The organism is Novosphingobium soli (assembly GCF_042432915.1).
GTDB lineage: Bacteria > Pseudomonadota > Alphaproteobacteria > Sphingomonadales > Sphingomonadaceae > Novosphingobium > Novosphingobium soli.
This window is the reverse complement of record NZ_JBHLWK010000008.1, coordinates 114,472-131,477: the sequence shown is the minus strand read 5'-3', so window position 1 is coordinate 131,477 and position 17,006 is coordinate 114,472. Positions and strand designations below refer to the sequence as shown.

The following is a 17,006-nucleotide window of genomic DNA, read 5'->3' as shown; positions in this document are numbered from 1 at the left end:
ATGTCCGGGGGAGTGGTCAGCCCACGCTGCCTTCCAGCGAGATACCCAGCAGCTTCTGCGCTTCGACCGCGAACTCCATCGGTAGCTGCTGCAGCACTTCCTTGGCGAAGCCGTTGACGATCAGCGCCACCGCCTGTTCGGTGTCGAGGCCGCGTTGCATGGCGTAGAACAGCTGGTCGTCGCTGATCTTGCTGGTGGTCGCCTCGTGCTCGATCTGCGCGCTGGGGTTGCGCACCTCGATGTACGGCACCGTATGCGCGCCGCATTCCTTGCCGAGCAGCAGCGAATCGCACTGGGTGAAGTTGCGCACGCCTTCGGCATTGGCCGCCACGCGCACCAGCCCGCGATAGGTGTTGTTGCTCTTGCCGGCCGAGATGCCCTTGGAGATGATCGTCGAGCGGCTTCCCTTGCCGTTGTGGATCATCTTGGTGCCGGTATCGGCCTGCTGGTGATTGTTGGTGACCGCGACCGAGTAGAACTCGCCGACCGAGTCCTCGCCGTTGAGGACGCAGCTGGGGTACTTCCAGGTCACCGCGGAGCCCGTCTCCACCTGCGTCCAGCTGATCTTGGAACGCGCGCCCTGGCACAGGCCGCGCTTCGTCACGAAGTTGTAGATGCCGCCCTTGCCCTCGGCATCGCCGGGATACCAGTTCTGGACGGTGGAATACTTGATCTCCGCATCCTCCAGCGCCACCAGCTCGACCACCGCGGCGTGGAGCTGGTTCTCGTCGCGCTGCGGGGCGGTGCAGCCTTCGAGGTAGGAGACGTAGCTGCCCTTCTCGGCGATGATCAGCGTGCGTTCGAACTGGCCGGTGTTCTCCGCATTGATGCGGAAATACGTGCTCAGCTCCATGGGGCAGCGCACGCCTTCGGGGATGTAGACGAAGGTGCCGTCCGAGAAGACCGCGCAGTTGAGCGCCGCGAAGTAGTTGTCGTGGACCGGCACGACACGGCCGAGCCACCTCCTCACCAGTTCGGGAAACTCGCGGATCGCCTCTGAGATCGAGCGGAAGATGACGCCCGCCTGCTCCAGCTCCTTGCGGAAGGTGGTCGCGACCGAAACCGAATCGAACACCGCGTCCACCGCGACCTTGCGCGCGCCTTCGACACCGGCGAGCACCTTCTGCTCCTCCAGCGGAATTCCCAGCTTCTCGTAGACGCGCAGGATCTCGGGATCGACCTCGTCGAGGCTGGCGGGGCCATCCTTCTTCTTGGGCGCGGCCCAGTAGTACGCCTCCTGGTAGTCGATCGGCAGGACGTCCAGCTTGGCCCAGTCGGGCGGGGTCATCTCCAGCCAGCGGGCATAGGCCTTGAGCCGCCAGTCGAGCATCCATTCGGGCTCGTCCTTCTTGGCAGAGATGAAGCGGATGGTGTCCTCGGACAGGCCCTTGGGACCGTATTCCTGCTCGATGTCCGCGACCCAGCCGTGCTCGTACTCGGCGACGCGGGCGGCGGCCTCGCGCGCGGCCTGGTCGCGCTCCGGGGCGTCCCGCTCGGGGGCCATGGGGATGGTTTCCTCGGTCATCTCAAACTTCCTCGACGAGCTGGGTCAGCGCCACCTGGGCGAGCGCGCCGCGCACGGCGGCGTTCACCTGCGGCCAATGGCTCCTGACGTTGCAGCAACCCTCCAGCGTGCAGTCGCTCTTGACGCGATCGAGGCAGGAGGTCAGCGCGATGGGCCCTTCCACCGCCTCGACAATGTCCGCAAGCGAAATCGTCGCCGGCGGGCGTGCGAGCCGCAGACCGCCACCCACGCCGCGCGACGAGCGCATCAGCCCGGCCGCCGAGAGCTTGCTCACCAGCTTCTGTACGGTGGGTGCCGGCAGGCCCGTCTCCTCCGCCAGCTGCGTCGCCGAGACACGCGCACGGCGTCCGCCGGCCTGCTCGATGAGCGAGCACGTGCCGCAATGCCGCGCCGCGGCGGACATGATGACGACGGCGTAGTCTGCCATGCTGGACAGGCGCATAAAAGGCGCTTTCGGTTCCTGCGACTAAATCGGAGCGATTTCTTCCGATTTCACGTAGTGCAGGTGCCGGGCGGTTTCAATGCCATTTTCCGCCGGATCTCATCCGCAGGCCGCAGCCATGCCGGAGGTGCCGGAAAAGCCGTCCGCCGGGCGACCGGAGCACGACACTGGCGAAAAAAGAAGAGAGCCGCCCAAGACATTTCGCAGCAACCAAGAGGCTGAAAAAAAGGCGGTTCCCAGCCGAAGCCTGGAACCGCCTTGAGTTGATAAAGAACTCGAGCGCATCCCGCTACGAGCCCTTCGGGTCGCGGGTTTCATTTATGCTCCGGCCGGTTCGATTCATTGTATAAACGCGACATGAACGGGTCCCTCCCGAGCCTAACGGGCTTTTTCATGCGCCGCTGCGGGTCGAGGAAGCGTTTGAGCCGGTGCCCCGGTGTCGTTATGCGGACTTGTGCTCTATCCGTTGCTCCGACCCGCCCTTTTCCGACTCGATGCCGAGACGGCCCATGGCCTCGCGCTCAAGGCCCTGGCCCTCTCCGGACGCCGACGACCCCTCGATTCGCCGCCGGAGTTCCGCTGTGAGGTGGCGGGGCTTGCCTTCCCCAATCCGGTCGGGATGGCGGCGGGCTTCGACAAGGACGCGCAGGTGCCAGACGCCCTCCTCGGCCTGGGCTTCGGCTTTGCGGAAGTGGGATCGATCACCCCGCTGCCGCAGCCCGGTAATCCGCGCCCCCGCCTGTTCCGCCTGGTCGAGGACGGTGCGGTGATCAACCGCATGGGCTTCAACAACGGCGGCGCCGAGGCGGCCCTGCGCCGGTTGCGCGCCCGCGCGGCGCGACCGGGCATCGTCGGCGTCAACGTCGGCGCCAACAAGGACTCGCACGATCGGGTGGCGGACTACGCTACGATGGCGCGCCTGGCCGCGCCTGTGGCCGGCTACCTTGCGGTCAACATCTCCAGCCCCAACACTCCCGGGCTGCGGGCGCTGCAGGACGAATCGGCGCTGACCGGCCTGCTCGACGCCGTGATCGAGGCGCGCGACGCGGCGTGCGGGGCAGGGCGGCGGCCGCCGGTTTTCCTCAAGGTGGCGCCCGATCTCGAGCCCGCGGACATCGACGCCATCGCCCGTATCGCCATCGAACGGCGCCTCGGCGCGCTGATCGTGTCGAACACCACGATCACCCGGCCTGCGCTCGCCTCGCGGCACCGGGAGGAAGCCGGCGGGCTTTCGGGTGCGCCTCTGCGCGATCTTGCCCAGCAGCGCCTGCGCGACTTTCGCAAGGCGACGGGCGGGGCTGTGCCGCTGGTGGGGGTGGGCGGGATCGCCACTGCCAAGGACGCCTGGGCCCGCATCCGCGCCGGCGCGAGCCTGGTCCAGCTCTACTCTGCGATGGTCTACGAAGGACCGGGCATCGCCCGCTCCATCGGCCGCGGCCTTGCCGCGCTGATGCGCCGCGATGGCTTCACCTCGATTGCAGAGGCGGTGGGAAGCGAATAAGCCTCGCGGCGATGTCGAGACGCCTGACCTCGGGGATCTTCGCCCCGCTCGCCCCGCTGTTCCTGGCTCTGTCGGGCTGCGCCGCCGGCACCGCCACCGCTCCCGCGCCGCGCGTGGATGCTGCCGAGCCTGCCGTCTTCGATGCCGGCATGGTGAGTGCGGCAGACCCGCGCGCGGCAGAGGCCGGGGCGCAGATCCTGCGGCTCGGCGGCAGCGCCAGCGACGCCGCGATCGCGACCATGCTCGCGCTGACGGTGGTGGAGCCGCAGAGCTCGGGCATCGGTGGCGGCGGATTCCTCATGCTCGGCGACGCCAAGGGCGCGGTGGAATCGTGGGACGGCCGGGAAACGGCTCCCGCCGCGGCGACCCCCCGGCGCTTCCTCGACGCGCAAGGCCGCCCGCTGCCCTTCCGCACCGCCGTCGTCGGGGGGCGCAGCGTCGGCGTCCCCGGGAACATAGCGCTGGCTGCCCGCATCCATGCCGAGCACGGGCGGCTGCCCTGGGCCGATCTGTTCCAGCCCGCGATTCACCTCGCGCGCGAAGGGTTCGCGCTGTCGCCGCGTGGCTTCCAGTATCTGGCCCGGCAGCCCGACACGGGTGGCCACGACCCGCAGGCCCGCGCGATCTTCTACGGCGTCGACGGCAAGCCGCTCCCGGTGGGCACGACCATCCGCAATCCCGCGCTCGCCGGTACGCTGGAGACGCTGGCGGCGAAAGGCGCCGGGGCGTTCTACAAGGGCGACCTGGCGCGCGAGATCGCCGCAAGGGTCGCTGGCGAGACGCCCTCGGACGGCAAGATGACCGAGGCCGACATCGCCGCCTTCGCGGCGCGGCAGCGCCCCGGCGTCTGCGCACCGTACCGCGCCTATCGGATCTGCAGCATGGGACCGCCGTCCTCGGGCGCGACGACCGTCCTGGCGACGCTGTTGCAGCTGGAGCGCTTCGACCTCGCCGGGCTCGGGCCCGACTCCCCCGTGGCGTGGCACCTGATCGCCGAATCGGAGCGGCTCGCCTACGCCGACCGCGAGCTGTTCCTGGCCGACCCGGACTTCGTCGGCGTGCCGGTGGCGCAGCTGCTCGATCCCGCCTACCTGCGGCGCCGGGGCGCACTGATCTCCGCCGAGCGCACGATGGCCCAAGTGTCCGCAGGCCTTCCCGCACCGGGGCTGGCGCGCGGCGAGGGGCCGGAGGAGCACGGGACCTCGCACTTCGTGGTCGTCGACCGGCAGGGCGATGTCGCCTCGTGGACATCGACGATCGAGAGCGCCTTCGGCTCGGGCATCATGGTGGGCGGGTTCTATCTCAACAACGAGCTGACCGATTTCAGCTTCGTGCCCGAGAAGGACGGCAGGCCCGTCGCCAACCGGGTCGAGGGCGGCAAGCGGCCGCGCAGCTCCATGGCGCCGACGATCGTCTACGGCCCGGACGGCAAGCTGCTGCTGGTGGTGGGCGCCGCGGGCGGGGCGACCATCCCGGTACAGGTGGCGCGTGCGCTGATCGGCGTGCTCGACTGGAAGCTGCCGATCGACACGGCGCTGGCCCTGCCCGTGCTCTTCGCGCCGGGGGATACCGTCAACGTCGAGAAGGGTTCGCGGCTGGAGGCGATGATCCCGGCACTGACGGCGCTGGGCCATGCTTCGGTCCAGGCGGTCGAGATGCCGCTCAAGACCAATGCCGTGATGGTCGTGGATGGGAGGCTCGTCGGCGCCGGGGACCCGCGCAGCGAAGGCGTGGCGGTGGCGCAATAGCCACGGTTGCCGCAACCGGCGCCGAGCCCTAGACGTTGCCTCGGGACGAGATGCTGAGAGGACGACGCGCCGTGATGGAACTTGCCGATTTCGATCGCAGCGCGAGCGTCGTGTCGCTGTTCCTCGCCCGGGCCGATGCCCTGGGCGAGGTGCCCATGTTGTGGGCGAAGCGCGAGGGGCGGTGGCAGGCGATCACCTGGGCCGAAGCGGCGCGGCGCGTCAGCCTCATCGCGGCATCGCTGCGCCGGCTGGGGCTCCATGCCGGAGACCGCGTGCTCATCGTCTCGGAGAACCGTCCCGAATGGTGCCTGGCCGATCTGGCGATCATGGCGGCGGGCTGCGTCACCGTGCCCACCTACACGACCAACACCACGCGCGACCACATCCACATCCTGGAGAATTCGGGCGCGCGCGCCGCGATCGTCTCCAACACCAAGCTGGGCCGCGCCTTGCTGCCCGGGGTCGTGCAGACCGACCTGTGCCGGCACGTCATCGGAATGGAGCCCCTGGTGCCGATGCAGGGCGGCGCCTACGAGACCCACCTGTGGGACGAACTGCTCGCCGGCGATGCCGCCTCGGCCCGCGCCGAGGTGGACCGGCGCGTGGCCGGCATGCGCCGCGAGGACCTCGCCTGCATCATCTACACCAGCGGCACCGGCGGCGCTCCGCGCGGGGTGCGCCAGCACCACGGCATGCTGCTCTCCAACGTCGCGGGCGCAGCGCAGATCATCGCCGAGGACTTCGGCTGGGACAAGGGTGGCGACAGCCGCGACAGGCGCGAGATCTTCCTCTCGTTTCTGCCGCTGAGCCACGCCTACGAGCATACCGGCGGCCAGCTCCTGCCGATCGGACTGGGTGGGCAGATCTACTATGCCGAGGGCCTGGAGAAGCTCGCCGCCAACATCGAGGAGGTCCGTCCCACGGTGATGGTGGTCGTGCCGCGCCTCTTCGAGGTGCTGCGCACGCGCATCATGAAGCAGATCGAGAAGCAGGGCGCCGTCGCCAACCGGTTGATGGAATGGGCGGTCGGTGGCGGCTTGCGGCGCGAGACCGGCAAGCGCTCGCTCCTCGACTACCCGCTCGATCTCGTGATCGAGCGCACGCTGCGACCCAAGATCCGCTCGCGCTTCGGGGGCCGGATGAAGGCGATGGTCTCGGGCGGGGCGCCGCTCAATCCCGAGATCGGGGTGTTCTTCCAGGCCATGGGGCTGACGCTGCTGCAGGGCTACGGCCAGACCGAGGCCGGCCCGATCATCAGCTGCAACCGGCCCGCCGCCGGCGTCAAGTTCGACACCGTCGGTCCGCCGCTGCGCGGTGTCGATCTTCGCATCGCCGAGGACGGCGAGATCCTGGTCCGCGGCGAGCTGGTGATGGCGGGGTACTGGCAGAACGAGGCCGCGACGGCGAACGTGCTGAAGGGGGGCTGGCTGCACACGGGCGACATCGGCTACATCGACGACCGCGGGCGCATCGCCATCACCGACCGCAAGAAGGACATGATCGTCAACGACAAGGGCGACAACGTCTCGCCCCAGAAGGTCGAATCGATGCTCACGCTCCAGCCGGAGATCGCGCAGGCCATGGTCTCGGGTGACCGCCGGCCCTACATCGTCGGCCTGGTGGTGCCCGATGCCGATTGGGCGCTGGAGTGGGCGCGCGAGAACGGCGAACATTTCGACTGCCCGCGATTGCAGGATCTGCCCGCGTTCCGCGCCGCGATCCGAAGTGCGATCGACCGGGTCAACGTCGATCTCTCGGTAATCGAGAAGGTGCGACAGTTCACGTTCGCGGACGAGCCGTTCTCGATCGAGAACGAGGAGATGACCCCCAGCCTCAAGATCCGGCGGCACAAGCTCAAGGAACGGTACGCAGCGCGGCTCGACGCGCTCTATCGCGGGTGACCCTGGCGCGCCGGATCGGGATCGTCGGCAGCGGACGGGTGGCGCGGGCGCTCGCGCGCGGACTTGGCGCGCATTCGGCCGCGGCGCCGCTGCTGTGGGGACGCACGGTGCAGCGGGCCCAGGAGGCGGCCGCATCGCAGGGGTGGACCGCGGTGCAGGGATTGCACGAACTCGTCGAGGCCTGCGACCTCATCGCGCTGGCGGTGTCCGACGACGCCGTGCAGGGCGTCGTGACGGAACTGTCGGAGCTGCCGTTTCCAGCCGACCGGGCCGCGCTGGTCTTCCATGTCAGCGGCGCGCGCGGCGTGGCGGTGCTCGACCCGCTGCGATCACAGGGCGTGCGGACCGCGGCCATCCATCCGGTCATGACCTTCACCGGGGATCACGAGCTCGAACGCGGCCGCCTGGTAGGCGCGCGCTTCGCCGTCACGGCGAGCGGCCGCGCGGCTTTGGAGGGGGCGCGGGCGGTGGTGGCGGCGCTTGGCGGTGTCTTTGTGGAGATCGCGGAGGCGGACCGGGCGCTCTATCATGCGGCGCTGTGTCATGGGGCGAACCACCTGGTCACGCTGCTGTCCGGTGCGATGGAGGGCCTTGCCGCAGCCGGCGTGGCGCAGCCCGGGGCGCTGCTGGCGCCGCTGGTCCACGCGGCGCTGGAGAACACGCTGGAGCAAGGGTTCGGAGCGCTTTCGGGGCCACTTTTGCGTGGAGATTCAGGGACCATAGCGGGCCATCTGGCGGCGCTGGAGGCGACCTCTCCGGCGCTGCAGGAGGCGTACCGGGCCATGGCGCGGGCGACGCTGGAGGGCCTGGAGGGTCGCGAAACCGCGGAGTTGCGGGCGCTGCTAGGCGCCGGGCGGCCCGGGCGCGGCGGGGCCGTCGATGCGGAAGCGGGCTCCGGACGATGACAATAGGAGCGCAATAGCGCCGCCATAAGCCCCCATCAGCGACACCGCGATGGCGAGGCCGAGCCCGGTCCCGCCGCGCTCCCGCTTGCTGGTGAAGAACGGCTCGAACACGCGCTCCCTGTCGCTTTCGGGCACGCCGGGGCCGTCGTCGAGAAGGTCGATGAAAACGCGCCCTTCGCGGGCCGAAACGGTGGCACACAGGTGGGTGGCGCCGGCCTGTCGGGCGTTTTCGGCCAGGATCATCAGCACCGTCTCGAGCGCGCCGGCATCGGCGGCCATCGGCGGCACCTTCCCGACCTGCGTGGCGGCGAGGGTGAAGCGATCTCCCGACACCCCGTCCGCCACCGCGGCCAGCACGTCGCCGGCCTGGCACCGCGCGCCCCGCTCGCCCACCAGCACGTCGGCGCGGGCGAGCTCCATCAGCCGCCGCACCAGCCGCGAGAGCCGCTCCGCATCGGCGGCCATGTTGGCGAGGAATCGCTCGCGCTCGGCCGGGGCCATCGCCGCGCCATGGTCCTGCAGCAGCTCGATCGCGCCGGAGATGCCCGCCAGCGGCGTCTTGAACTCGTGGCTGAGCGCCGAGGCGAAGTCCTTGAGATAGCGCGAGCGCGTCTCGATGCTGCGCGCCATCTGCGCGAAGTCCTCGAACAGCGCGTGGATCTCCACCACCTGCAGCGTCGGCCGTCGGGCATCGACGCGGTGGCCCGAGGCCAGTTCGCGGGTGGCGCGGCTGAGCGCCTCCATCGGCCGCACGATCGCGCGCGAGAGCACGCCGGTCAGTCCCACCAGCATGAGGAAGATCGCGACGATCCCCAGCACGATCTTGCCGCGATCCTCGTAGAGGCCGAGGAACAGCGCCCGCGGCGAGCGCGAGAGCAGGAGCACGCCGACCACCTTGCCGCCCACCGTCACGGGGCGCGCATGATGCAACCGGATGCCCGCCGCCCGGCTCAGCCACTCGAGCGGATAGCGCCCGCCGTAGCCGGCGTTCTCGCGCAGCACGGTCACCGCGCTCCCGCCCAGCGCCGCGCGCACTTCGGGCAGCGCCGCCAGACTGCGGCCCGCCTCGCGTCCGTTGAGCACCACGCCGCGCGCATCCAGCATCACGATGGAGGCGAGCGTCGTCACCTTGGTCTGCTGGAAGGCGGGCATCATGCGGCGCGCCAGCGCCAGCGCGGCACGGTCGGGACCGCCACCCGCCGGCACGGCCGCCGGACGCGGCGGCAGCACCGGGGAGGAGCGCAGGTCCACCTCGGTCGGACGGTCGTGGTAGCGCGCGGGCGGCGATGGCGGGGGCCCCTGGATCGCGATCCCTTCCGCCACCACCGAGGCCGCGGCGGCGAGGGCGGCGCCCTGCGCCACCAGCTCGGCCTCGGTCCGGCGCACCAGCGCGTTCTCGTAGACGCGCAGGAAGATCGCTCCCACGCCCGGCAGTGCCGCCACGAACACCAGGGTGCCGAGCAGGATCGTGCGCAGCCGCAGCACCGGCCAGTGCCGCGCCACCCAGGCCTTGAATCGGGCGCTTATCCGGGCGCTCATGCGGGCACTCATCCGGGCGCCGGCGCTCCGCAGCGGCCGATGCGGTAGCCGATGCCGGCGCGGGTCTCCACCAGGTCGGTGCCGCCCGCCTCGGCGAACTTGCGGCGCAGGTTGCGCACGTGGCTGTCGATCGTGCGGTCGGTCAGCGCGAAGCCGGGCCCCCGAACGCGGTCGATGATCTGGTCGCGCGAGAAGATCCGCGAGGGCGCCGTCAGCAGCGTGCGCAGGATGGTGAACTCGGTGACGGTCAGGGGCACCTCGCGCCCGTCCCACTGCGCCGTCCAGCTCTCCGGGTCGAGCGCGAGCAGCCCGTGGCGCAGGACCGGGGCGGCGTCGGTCGCAGGCGGCGGTGCGGCGGTGCGGCGCAGAATCGCCATGGCGCGCGCCACCACCTCGCGCGGGGAGAACGGCTTGACCACGTAGTCGTCGCCGCCGAGCTCGATTCCCAGCACCCGGTCGATCTCGTCATCGCGCGAGGAGAGGAAGAAGATCGGCACCTGGCTGGTCGCGCGCAGCCGGCGGCAGACCTCCAGCCCGTCCATCCGCGGCATGTTGATGTCGAGCACCACCAGGTCCGGGCACCGCTGCTCGACCCGGGCGAGCGCCTCCTCGCCATCTCCGGCCTCGATCGTCTCGAGCCCCGCCTTGCCGAAGGCGAAGACGAGGAGCTGGCGGATGTGGGGATCGTCGTCGACGACCAGGATGGTGCTGGGCATGGGGCCCATCATCGCTTCGCGACTGCCGCTGTCAACGCAGCGCCGCGCGTCGAAGAGGCCTTCGCCGCGGGCGCCGGGGCAGGCACCGAAGCCGGGGCAGGAGTGGCGGCCGGAGCAGTGGTCGGGGCAGGGGCCGGAACAGTGGCCGGAACAGTGGCCGGAACAGGGCCCGCAACAGGGGCGGCAACAGGGGCCGCCGCCGAGGTGGGCGCGGCGACCGGCGGAGGCAGCAGGGTGCCGTCGCAGTTGCGCGGCCCGGGGGAAAGGGGCAGCGGCCGGAGCTGCGCGGCCAGCGCCCGGGCCCGCTGCAAGCGCCATTGGCCGCGCAGCGTCCAGCCGAGGCGCTGCTCGCGCTCCATCCGGTCGAGCAGGGTCATGCGCGTGGCCTGGACCCGCGCGCGGAACGCCGGTGCCAGCCCGCGCCGCGCTTCGAGCCGCAGCAGCGGGAGCACGGCGGGATCGCCGAGCGCCGTCAGGTGGCACAAGTCGAGCGCGGCGCCGCGCCCGCCGACCTCGCGCGCATGGGCCACGTTCCAGCGGGCGGAGACAGCACCGAGGTCGACGAAGCTGGCCGTGGTCAGCACCAGCGCGGCCGCGGCGCAGTTGACGTTGATGAGCCAGGCGGCGCTGCGGCCGCGCAGGAGCCGCCAGCAGATCGCACCCAGCCCGAAGGCGACGAGCGCCATCCAGGCGAGCGCCGCGATCCGCAGCGGCGTCAGCGAATAGGCCTCCACGTAGGCGATCGTGCGCAGCATGGAGGAGCCGACGAGCACAACGTTCTGGATTACCCACAGGGTCACCAGCCGCCGGATCGCCGGGGAGCGCGCGGTGTCGCTGCCCGGGCGCAACGTCACCAGCACGAAGAGCGCCGCCAGCAGCGCCGTCGCCACCAGCGGGTAGGCGCCGCGGTGCGCGTAGTCCGCCAGCGTCACGCCCGCGGGCAGCGGCGCGAGCCCGCCGAGATAGGCGAGGTCGAGCAGGTTCTGCACCGCGAAGAGCAGGTTGAAGAGCACCAACGACAGCCGCACCGAGGCCACCGAGACGCCGGGCAGCGGCATGTCCGGGGCCGCGCCGGGCGAGGGCAGCAGGCGCCGGGCGAGGGCCGGGCGCAGCAGGCTCCACGCCATCGTGAACAGCAGCGTCCAGAGCGCCGCCCGCACGACGATGTCGGGCGAGACGAAGGCCTCCAGCAGCGAGGAGACGGTTCGCTCGAACACCGGGTTGGCGGCGGAGAACAGCACCAGGAACACCGCGAGGCCCGCCAGCGGCAGGGCGAGGAGCCCGATCCAGGCCCGCAGCCCGCCACCGTTTCGCCGCCGCACGGTGCCGACGCGCGAGAGGCGCGACAGGTCGAGGAGGGGACCGAACGGCGCGCGCAGGCCCTGCCAGGCGAGCCGCTGCGCCCAGCGCCAGCCATCGTCGAAGCGGCCGGTGCGCGGCAGCAGCGCCGCCATGCCCGCCGCCAGCCAGAACAGGCACCAGGCCAGGGGGCCGGGATCGAAGGCGAGCGCCGAGGCGAAGACGGTCGACGCGGCCATCGCCGCCAGCGCCCGCCTGTCGCGCCGCACCGCCGGGTGGCCGGCGAGCAGCGCGGCGACGAGCGCCAGCGCGAGGACGCCGAAGCTGCTGCCGTGGAACTGGCGCTGGTAGAACATCCAGTCCCCGAGCGCGACGACGAGGAGGGCCGGCGCCAGCTTCCAGCGGAAGGTCGCGGCCGGCGGGGCGGTGGTATCCATGGCGTCTCTCCCTGTAGGACGGGAGGAACCATGCGCTTGCAGGCAAGCAGGCGGTGGGCGGGGACCTGCGGATTGTCCGCGCAGGCGCCATGCAGGAGCGGTGCAGCGGGGAGCGCGGCCCGGGGAGTGCGGCCCGGAGAGCGCAGGCCGCCGCGCGCGGTGGTTTTCATTGACAGGGGGATGCTGAGTGATAGCGCTAGCATCCGCGTCTTCAAGCATTCAAAGCGTGCAACCAAGGAGAGAGGGTGTGAAGCTGGATCGTCGACAGGCCCTGGCGGCCGCAGCAGGCGCGGCGTCGTTCGCCGCAGTCGCCGGAGGGGGCGAGCAGGCGCTGGCAGCGCCCAGCAAGCCGGGCGGCGCGACCCCCGGGGCGGCCCCGGAGGCCGAGCGCGTGTACAAGCGCGGGTTCGACAACCAGCGCATCGCCGACCTCGGCGACGGCACGTTCCTCAACCCGCTGATGGCGGGCGATCATCCCGACCCTTCGATCATGAAGGACGGCGACGATTACTACATGACCTTCTCCACCTTCGATTCCTACCCGGGGCTGGTGGTCTGGCACTCGCGCGACCTGGTGAACTGGCAGCCCAAGGTCGCCACGCTGACCAAGAACGTGGGATCGGTGTGGGCGCCGGACATCTGCCGGCACAACGGGCGGTACTTCATCTACTTCCCCGCCAAGGCGAGCCCCAACGCCAACTACGTGATCTGGGCCGATCGCATCGAGGGCCCGTGGAGCGATCCCATCGACCTCGGCCTGCCCGACCACATCGACCCGGGTCATGCCGTGGGCGAGGATGGATCGCGCTGGCTGTTCCTCTCGGGCGGCGATCGCATCCGGCTGAGCGCGGACGGCCTCTCCACCGTGGGCAAGGTCGAGCACGTCTACGATCCGTGGCACTACCCCGAGGACTGGGACGTCGAGGGCTTCTCTCCGGAAGGTCCCAAGATCGTGCGCCACGGCGCGTACTACTACCTCATCACCGCGGTCGGCGGCACCGCGGGCCCGCCCACCGGCCACATGGTCATCGCGGCGCGCTCGCGCTCGATCCACGGCCCCTGGGAGAACTGCCCGCACAATCCCATCGTGCGCACGGTCGACAAGGCCGAGGCCTGGTGGTCGCGCGGCCATGCCACGCTGTTCGAGGGGCCCGGCGGCGACTGGTGGTCGGTCTATCACGGCTTCGAGCGCGACTACTGGACGCTCGGACGCCAGACGCTGCTGGACCCGGTGACCTGGACCGACGATGGCTGGTTCCGGATGGAAGGCGGCGACCTGTCGCGGCCGATCAAGGCGCCCCGCGGCGGCAGCAAGTCGGGCCCGCACGGCATGCCGCTGACCGATCCGTTCACGACGCTGGAGCTGGGGCGGCGCTGGAACTTCTTCCGCCCCTCGCCGCAGGAGGCCGAGCGCGCGCGCGTGGCCGGCGGGACGCTGCACCTGAAGGCCAGCGGGACGGCGCCGGTCAATTCCTCGCCGCTGCTGCTGATCGCCGGCGACCGGGCCTACGAGTTCCAGTGCGAGATCGAGATCGACCCGGGCACGACCGCGGGGCTGCTGCTGTTCTACGACCAGCAGCTCTACTGCGGGCTCGGCTTCGACACGGACCGCTTCGTGACGCACCAGTACGGCATGGAGCGCGGCCGGCCGGCGAACTACCACGGCCGCCGCATGCTGATGCGCCTGCGCAACGACCGGCACATCGTCTCCTTCCACACCAGCGGCGATGGCGGCAAGACGTGGAAGCGCTTCGACCGCGGCATGGAGGTCTCCGGCTACCACCACAACGTGCGCGGCGGCTTCCTGATGCTGCGCCCGGGCCTCTACGCGGCAGGAGAGGGCGAGGCGCGCTTCCGCAACTTCACCTTCCGCGCGCTCTGAGCGCGTCCCGCCCGGACCTGCGGGGCCTGGCCTCGCAGGTTCGGGCCTCGCAGGTCCGGGCCTGGCGACGCCATGAAAAAAGGGGCCGCGGTTTCCCGCGACCCCATTTTTTTCGGTGCCGAAGTTCGGGAAGCGATCAGCGCTTCGAGAACTGGAAGCTGCGGCGGGCCTTGGCGCGGCCGTACTTCTTGCGCTCGACGACGCGCGGGTCGCGGGTCAGGAAGCCGGCGGCCTTGACGGCGGCGCGCAGCGCCGGCTCGTACTTGGCGAGGGCCTGGGCGATGCCGTGCTTCACGGCGCCGGCCTGGCCCGACAGGCCACCACCCTTGACGGTGGCGATCACGTCGTACTGCTCTTCGCGACCGGCGACCTGGAAGGTCTGGTTGATCACCAGGCGCAGGGTCGGACGCGCGAAGTAGACTTCCTGGTCGCGGCCGTTGACGGTGATCTTGCCCGAGCCGGGCTTGATCCACACGCGGGCGACGGCGTCCTTGCGGCGGCCGGTGGCGTAGGCGCGGCCCTGGGCGTCGATCTGCTGCTCACGCAGCGGGGCGTTCGACACGACCGGGGTGGCGGCAAAGGTCTCGTCGGCCACGGTCACGTCGCCGGTGATGTCCTTGAGGTCGGACAGGCTCTGGACGGTATCGGTATCGGACATTACGCGCCCACCTTGTTCTTGCGGTTCATGGAAGCGACGTCGAGCGCTTCGGGCTGGGTGCCGCCGTGCGGGTGCTCGGCGCCGCCGTACACGTGCAGGGCGCGCATCTGGTCACGGCCCAGCGGGCCGCGCGGGATCATGCGCTCCACGGCCTTCTCGAGCACGCGCTCGGGGAAGCGACCGGCGAGGACCTTGTCCGCGGTGACTTCCTTGATGCCGCCGGCATAGCCGGTGTGCTTGTAGTAGGTCTGCTGCTTCAGCTTGTTGCCGGTGAAGCGGACCTTCTCGGCGTTGATGACGACGACGTGGTCGCCGCAATCGACGTGCGGGGTGAAGCTCGGCTTGTGCTTGCCGCGCAGGAGGTCGGCGATGACGACCGCGAGGCGGCCGACCACCAGACCTTCGGCATCGATCAGATGCCACTTCTTCTCCACCTCGGCCGGCTTGATCGACCGGGTGACCTTCGTGAGCGCCTTCATGGCTGGTCTATCCCTATATGCGTGCGCCAGCCACGGGAGCGAATCCCCGGAAAGCGCGGAAGGCGGCCAAATCGTCGAAAGCGGCCGGCAAGTCAAGCAGTGCGCGGCTTTCCAGAGAGGTAAAATGATACCTCCGGGCAAAGCTCACCCCCGCCGGCCCAGCGCATGCGCGCCCCAGACGGTGGCGGCGACGAGCAGGGCGCCGCAGAGCTGGTGCGCCACCGCGATCCATAGCGTGACGCCGGACCATACGGTGAAGATGCCCAGCAGCACCTGCGTCCCGAAGGCGCTGTGCACGGCGACCGAGGCGAGCCGCTGGCGGGCCGCCCGCAGCCGCCGGCCCATCGCCACCAGCACCGCCACCACCGCCCAGGCCCACCAGCGGTGGACGAAGTGCGTCAGGTAGGGATCGTTGACCAAGGCGGAGAGCGCGCCGCGGGCCCACTCGACGCCTTCGGGGAAGAACCGGCCTTGCATCAGCGGCCAGGCGTCCCAGCGGAACCAGCCGCCCCCCGCCACCACGCCGGAGCGCAAGCCCGCGACCATCGCCCCCATGAACAGCTGGAAGGCCAGCATGGCGAGCGCCAGCGCGCCGAAGCCGGTCAGCCGCGCGCGCGGCTCGCCGCGCCCGAGCGCCCTGAGGTCGAGCGCGGTCCACACCAGCCCGCCCAGCGTGAACAGCGCCACCAGCAGGTGCGCGGCGAGGCGGAAGTGGCTCACGCGGTCGAGCGCCTCCGGGCTGAGGCCCGAGGACACCATCCACCAGCCGACCACGCCCTGCAGCCCGCCGAGCGCCAGCAGCGCCAGCAGCCGCGGCTTGTAGCCGCCCGGGATGGTGCGCTTGTACCAGAACCACGCGAGCGGCAGCGCGAAGACGAGGCCGATCACCCGGGCCAGCAGCCGGTGGACCCACTCCCAGAAGTAGATGAACTTGTACTGCGCCAGCGTCATGCCGGCGGGACCGTTGACCTCCAGGTACTGGGGGATCTGGCGGTAGCGTGCGAACTCGGCCTGCCACTGCGCGTCGGTGAGCGGCGGCAAGGCGCCGGTGATCGGCTTCCACTGCGTGATCGAGAGGCCCGATTCGGTCAGGCGGGTGATCCCGCCCACCGCCACGATCAGCACCACCAGCGCGGCGACGCTCAGCAGCCATCGAACCATCGGGGCGATATCGTCACTGGTCCCGATGATCGGGCGGCCGTCGTTCACTCTCATGCGCCTGCTTCTTTCGTCATGGCCGCGTTTCCTGCGTTTTCGCGCCGGAATGCGCAAGCCTTGCGTCGTTCGGCCGTGTCGATGGCGAGTCAGGCCTTGAATGATGTTACAGTGTTACATACATGGCCCGCATGCGCAGTGCCCTCCTTGCGATTCGTGATCGTCTCGACCGTGCCGGAATCCTCCTGAGTGGCCTGTGCGCCGTGCATTGCGTGCTGGGCGTGGTCCTGGTCGGCGTGCTCGGACTGGGCGGGGAGGCGCTGCTCGCGCCCGAGATCCACCGCATCGGCCTCGGGCTTGCGCTGGGCGTCGGCCTCGTCTCGCTCGGCTTCGGCGTGCTGCGCCACGGGCGCATCGCCCCGCTGGTGATCGGCGGCCTCGGTCTCTCGCTGATGGCCGCGGCGCTGCTCGTCGGCCACGGCCTTCCCGAAGCGGTGCTGACGATCCTGGGCGTGGCGCTCGTCGCGCTGGCACACATTCGGAACTTGCACGCCGCCTGCTGAGCGCTATTTCGCGGGCATGGCCGACGAACTCCTGCTCACCGTCAACGGCGAACCGCGCCGCATCGCCCCCGGTTCCAGCGTGGCGGAACTGGTGGCGCAGATCGGGCTGGACCCGCAGAAGGTGGCCGTCGAGCGCAACGGCGAGATCGCGCCGCGCTCGACGCTGGCGGACGTCATCCTGGCCGATGGCGACGTGCTCGAGATCGTCCACTTCGTGGGCGGCGGCTGACCCTCGCGTCCGCCGATCTTCCCTCCT

At 70.6% G+C, this 17,006-nt stretch carries 15 protein-coding genes; 7 read left to right on the top strand and 8 right to left on the bottom strand.

The features are described 5' to 3' along the window. Positions 1-16: 16 nt before the first annotated feature. Positions 17-1,525: a Fe-S cluster assembly protein SufB gene (sufB, locus tag ACFFJC_RS05180; RefSeq protein WP_379486426.1), complete on the bottom strand. Its 1,509-nt coding sequence runs from the start codon at positions 1,523-1,525 to the stop codon at positions 17-19. Position 1,526: 1 nt separating this feature from the next. Continuing rightward, positions 1,527-1,967, bottom strand: a complete 441-nt coding sequence (locus ACFFJC_RS05175; protein ID WP_379486425.1) for an SUF system Fe-S cluster assembly regulator — start codon at positions 1,965-1,967, stop codon at positions 1,527-1,529. A gap of 454 nt (positions 1,968-2,421) precedes the next feature. On the opposite strand from ACFFJC_RS05175, the gene ACFFJC_RS05170 reads away from it, so the two are divergent. The 4 genes from ACFFJC_RS05170 to ACFFJC_RS05155 all read left to right on the top strand — a co-directional run bounded on the left by ACFFJC_RS05170 (position 2,422) and on the right by ACFFJC_RS05155 (position 8,022). Next, the gene (locus ACFFJC_RS05170) at positions 2,422-3,468 is read left to right on the top strand and encodes a quinone-dependent dihydroorotate dehydrogenase (RefSeq protein WP_379486424.1); all 1,047 of its coding nucleotides are present in this window, start codon (positions 2,422-2,424) and stop codon (positions 3,466-3,468) included. 11 nt (positions 3,469-3,479) lie between these two features. Then, entirely contained in the window at positions 3,480-5,216 is a 1,737-nt protein-coding gene (gene ggt, locus ACFFJC_RS05165; protein WP_379486423.1) for a gamma-glutamyltransferase, read from the top strand. Between the two features lie 74 nt (positions 5,217-5,290). After that, positions 5,291-7,117 (top strand): AMP-dependent synthetase/ligase, encoded by a 1,827-nt coding sequence (locus ACFFJC_RS05160; protein ID WP_379486473.1) that lies wholly within the window; start codon positions 5,291-5,293, stop codon positions 7,115-7,117. Next, positions 7,114-8,022 carry a Rossmann-like and DUF2520 domain-containing protein gene (locus ACFFJC_RS05155; RefSeq protein ID WP_379486422.1) on the top strand — a complete coding sequence of 303 codons (909 nt, stop codon included), beginning with the start codon at positions 7,114-7,116 and terminating at the stop codon, positions 8,020-8,022. The genes ACFFJC_RS05160 and ACFFJC_RS05155 overlap by 4 nt, the downstream gene beginning before the upstream one ends. On the opposite strand, the gene ACFFJC_RS05150 is transcribed toward ACFFJC_RS05155, so the two are convergent. The 3 genes from ACFFJC_RS05150 to ACFFJC_RS05140 are packed head-to-tail and all read right to left on the bottom strand — an operon-like array spanning position 7,960 to position 12,013. Further along, the gene (locus tag ACFFJC_RS05150) at positions 7,960-9,561 is read right to left on the bottom strand and encodes a sensor histidine kinase (RefSeq protein ID WP_379486421.1); all 1,602 of its coding nucleotides are present in this window, start codon (positions 9,559-9,561) and stop codon (positions 7,960-7,962) included. The genes ACFFJC_RS05155 and ACFFJC_RS05150 overlap by 63 nt on opposite strands. 8 nt (positions 9,562-9,569) lie before the next feature. Further along, entirely contained in the window at positions 9,570-10,277 is a 708-nt protein-coding gene (locus tag ACFFJC_RS05145; RefSeq protein WP_379486420.1) for a response regulator transcription factor, read from the bottom strand. 8 nt (positions 10,278-10,285) lie between these two features. Then, positions 10,286-12,013 carry a DUF4153 domain-containing protein gene (locus ACFFJC_RS05140; protein WP_379486419.1) on the bottom strand — a complete coding sequence of 576 codons (1,728 nt, stop codon included), beginning with the start codon at positions 12,011-12,013 and terminating at the stop codon, positions 10,286-10,288. Positions 12,014-12,260: 247 nt separating this feature from the next. On the opposite strand from ACFFJC_RS05140, the gene ACFFJC_RS05135 reads away from it, so the two are divergent. Beyond that, positions 12,261-13,895: a family 43 glycosylhydrolase gene (locus tag ACFFJC_RS05135; protein ID WP_379486418.1), complete on the top strand. Its 1,635-nt coding sequence runs from the start codon at positions 12,261-12,263 to the stop codon at positions 13,893-13,895. A gap of 136 nt (positions 13,896-14,031) precedes the next feature. On the opposite strand, the gene rpsI is transcribed toward ACFFJC_RS05135, so the two are convergent. The 3 genes from rpsI to ACFFJC_RS05120 all read right to left on the bottom strand — a co-directional run bounded on the left by rpsI (position 14,032) and on the right by ACFFJC_RS05120 (position 16,247). Beyond that, on the bottom strand, positions 14,032-14,553 hold the full coding sequence (rpsI, locus tag ACFFJC_RS05130) for a 30S ribosomal protein S9 (RefSeq protein ID WP_379486417.1): 522 nt from the start codon (positions 14,551-14,553) through the stop codon (positions 14,032-14,034). Then, the gene (rplM, locus tag ACFFJC_RS05125) at positions 14,553-15,032 is read right to left on the bottom strand and encodes a 50S ribosomal protein L13 (protein ID WP_379486416.1); all 480 of its coding nucleotides are present in this window, start codon (positions 15,030-15,032) and stop codon (positions 14,553-14,555) included. Before rplM ends, rpsI begins: the two co-directional genes overlap by 1 nt. A gap of 144 nt (positions 15,033-15,176) precedes the next feature. Then, the gene (locus tag ACFFJC_RS05120) at positions 15,177-16,247 is read right to left on the bottom strand and encodes a COX15/CtaA family protein (protein WP_379486415.1); all 1,071 of its coding nucleotides are present in this window, start codon (positions 16,245-16,247) and stop codon (positions 15,177-15,179) included. Between the two features lie 131 nt (positions 16,248-16,378). Between ACFFJC_RS05120 and ACFFJC_RS05115 the strand changes: the two genes are divergently transcribed. Further along, complete coding sequence (locus ACFFJC_RS05115; RefSeq protein WP_379486414.1) at positions 16,379-16,750, top strand: MerC domain-containing protein; 372 nt, start codon at positions 16,379-16,381, stop codon at positions 16,748-16,750. A 16-nt stretch (positions 16,751-16,766) separates the two neighbouring features. Then, a complete protein-coding gene (gene thiS, locus ACFFJC_RS05110) occupies positions 16,767-16,979 on the top strand; it encodes a sulfur carrier protein ThiS (protein ID WP_379486413.1) in 213 nt (70 codons plus the stop codon). The last annotated feature ends 27 nt before the right edge of the window (positions 16,980-17,006 follow it).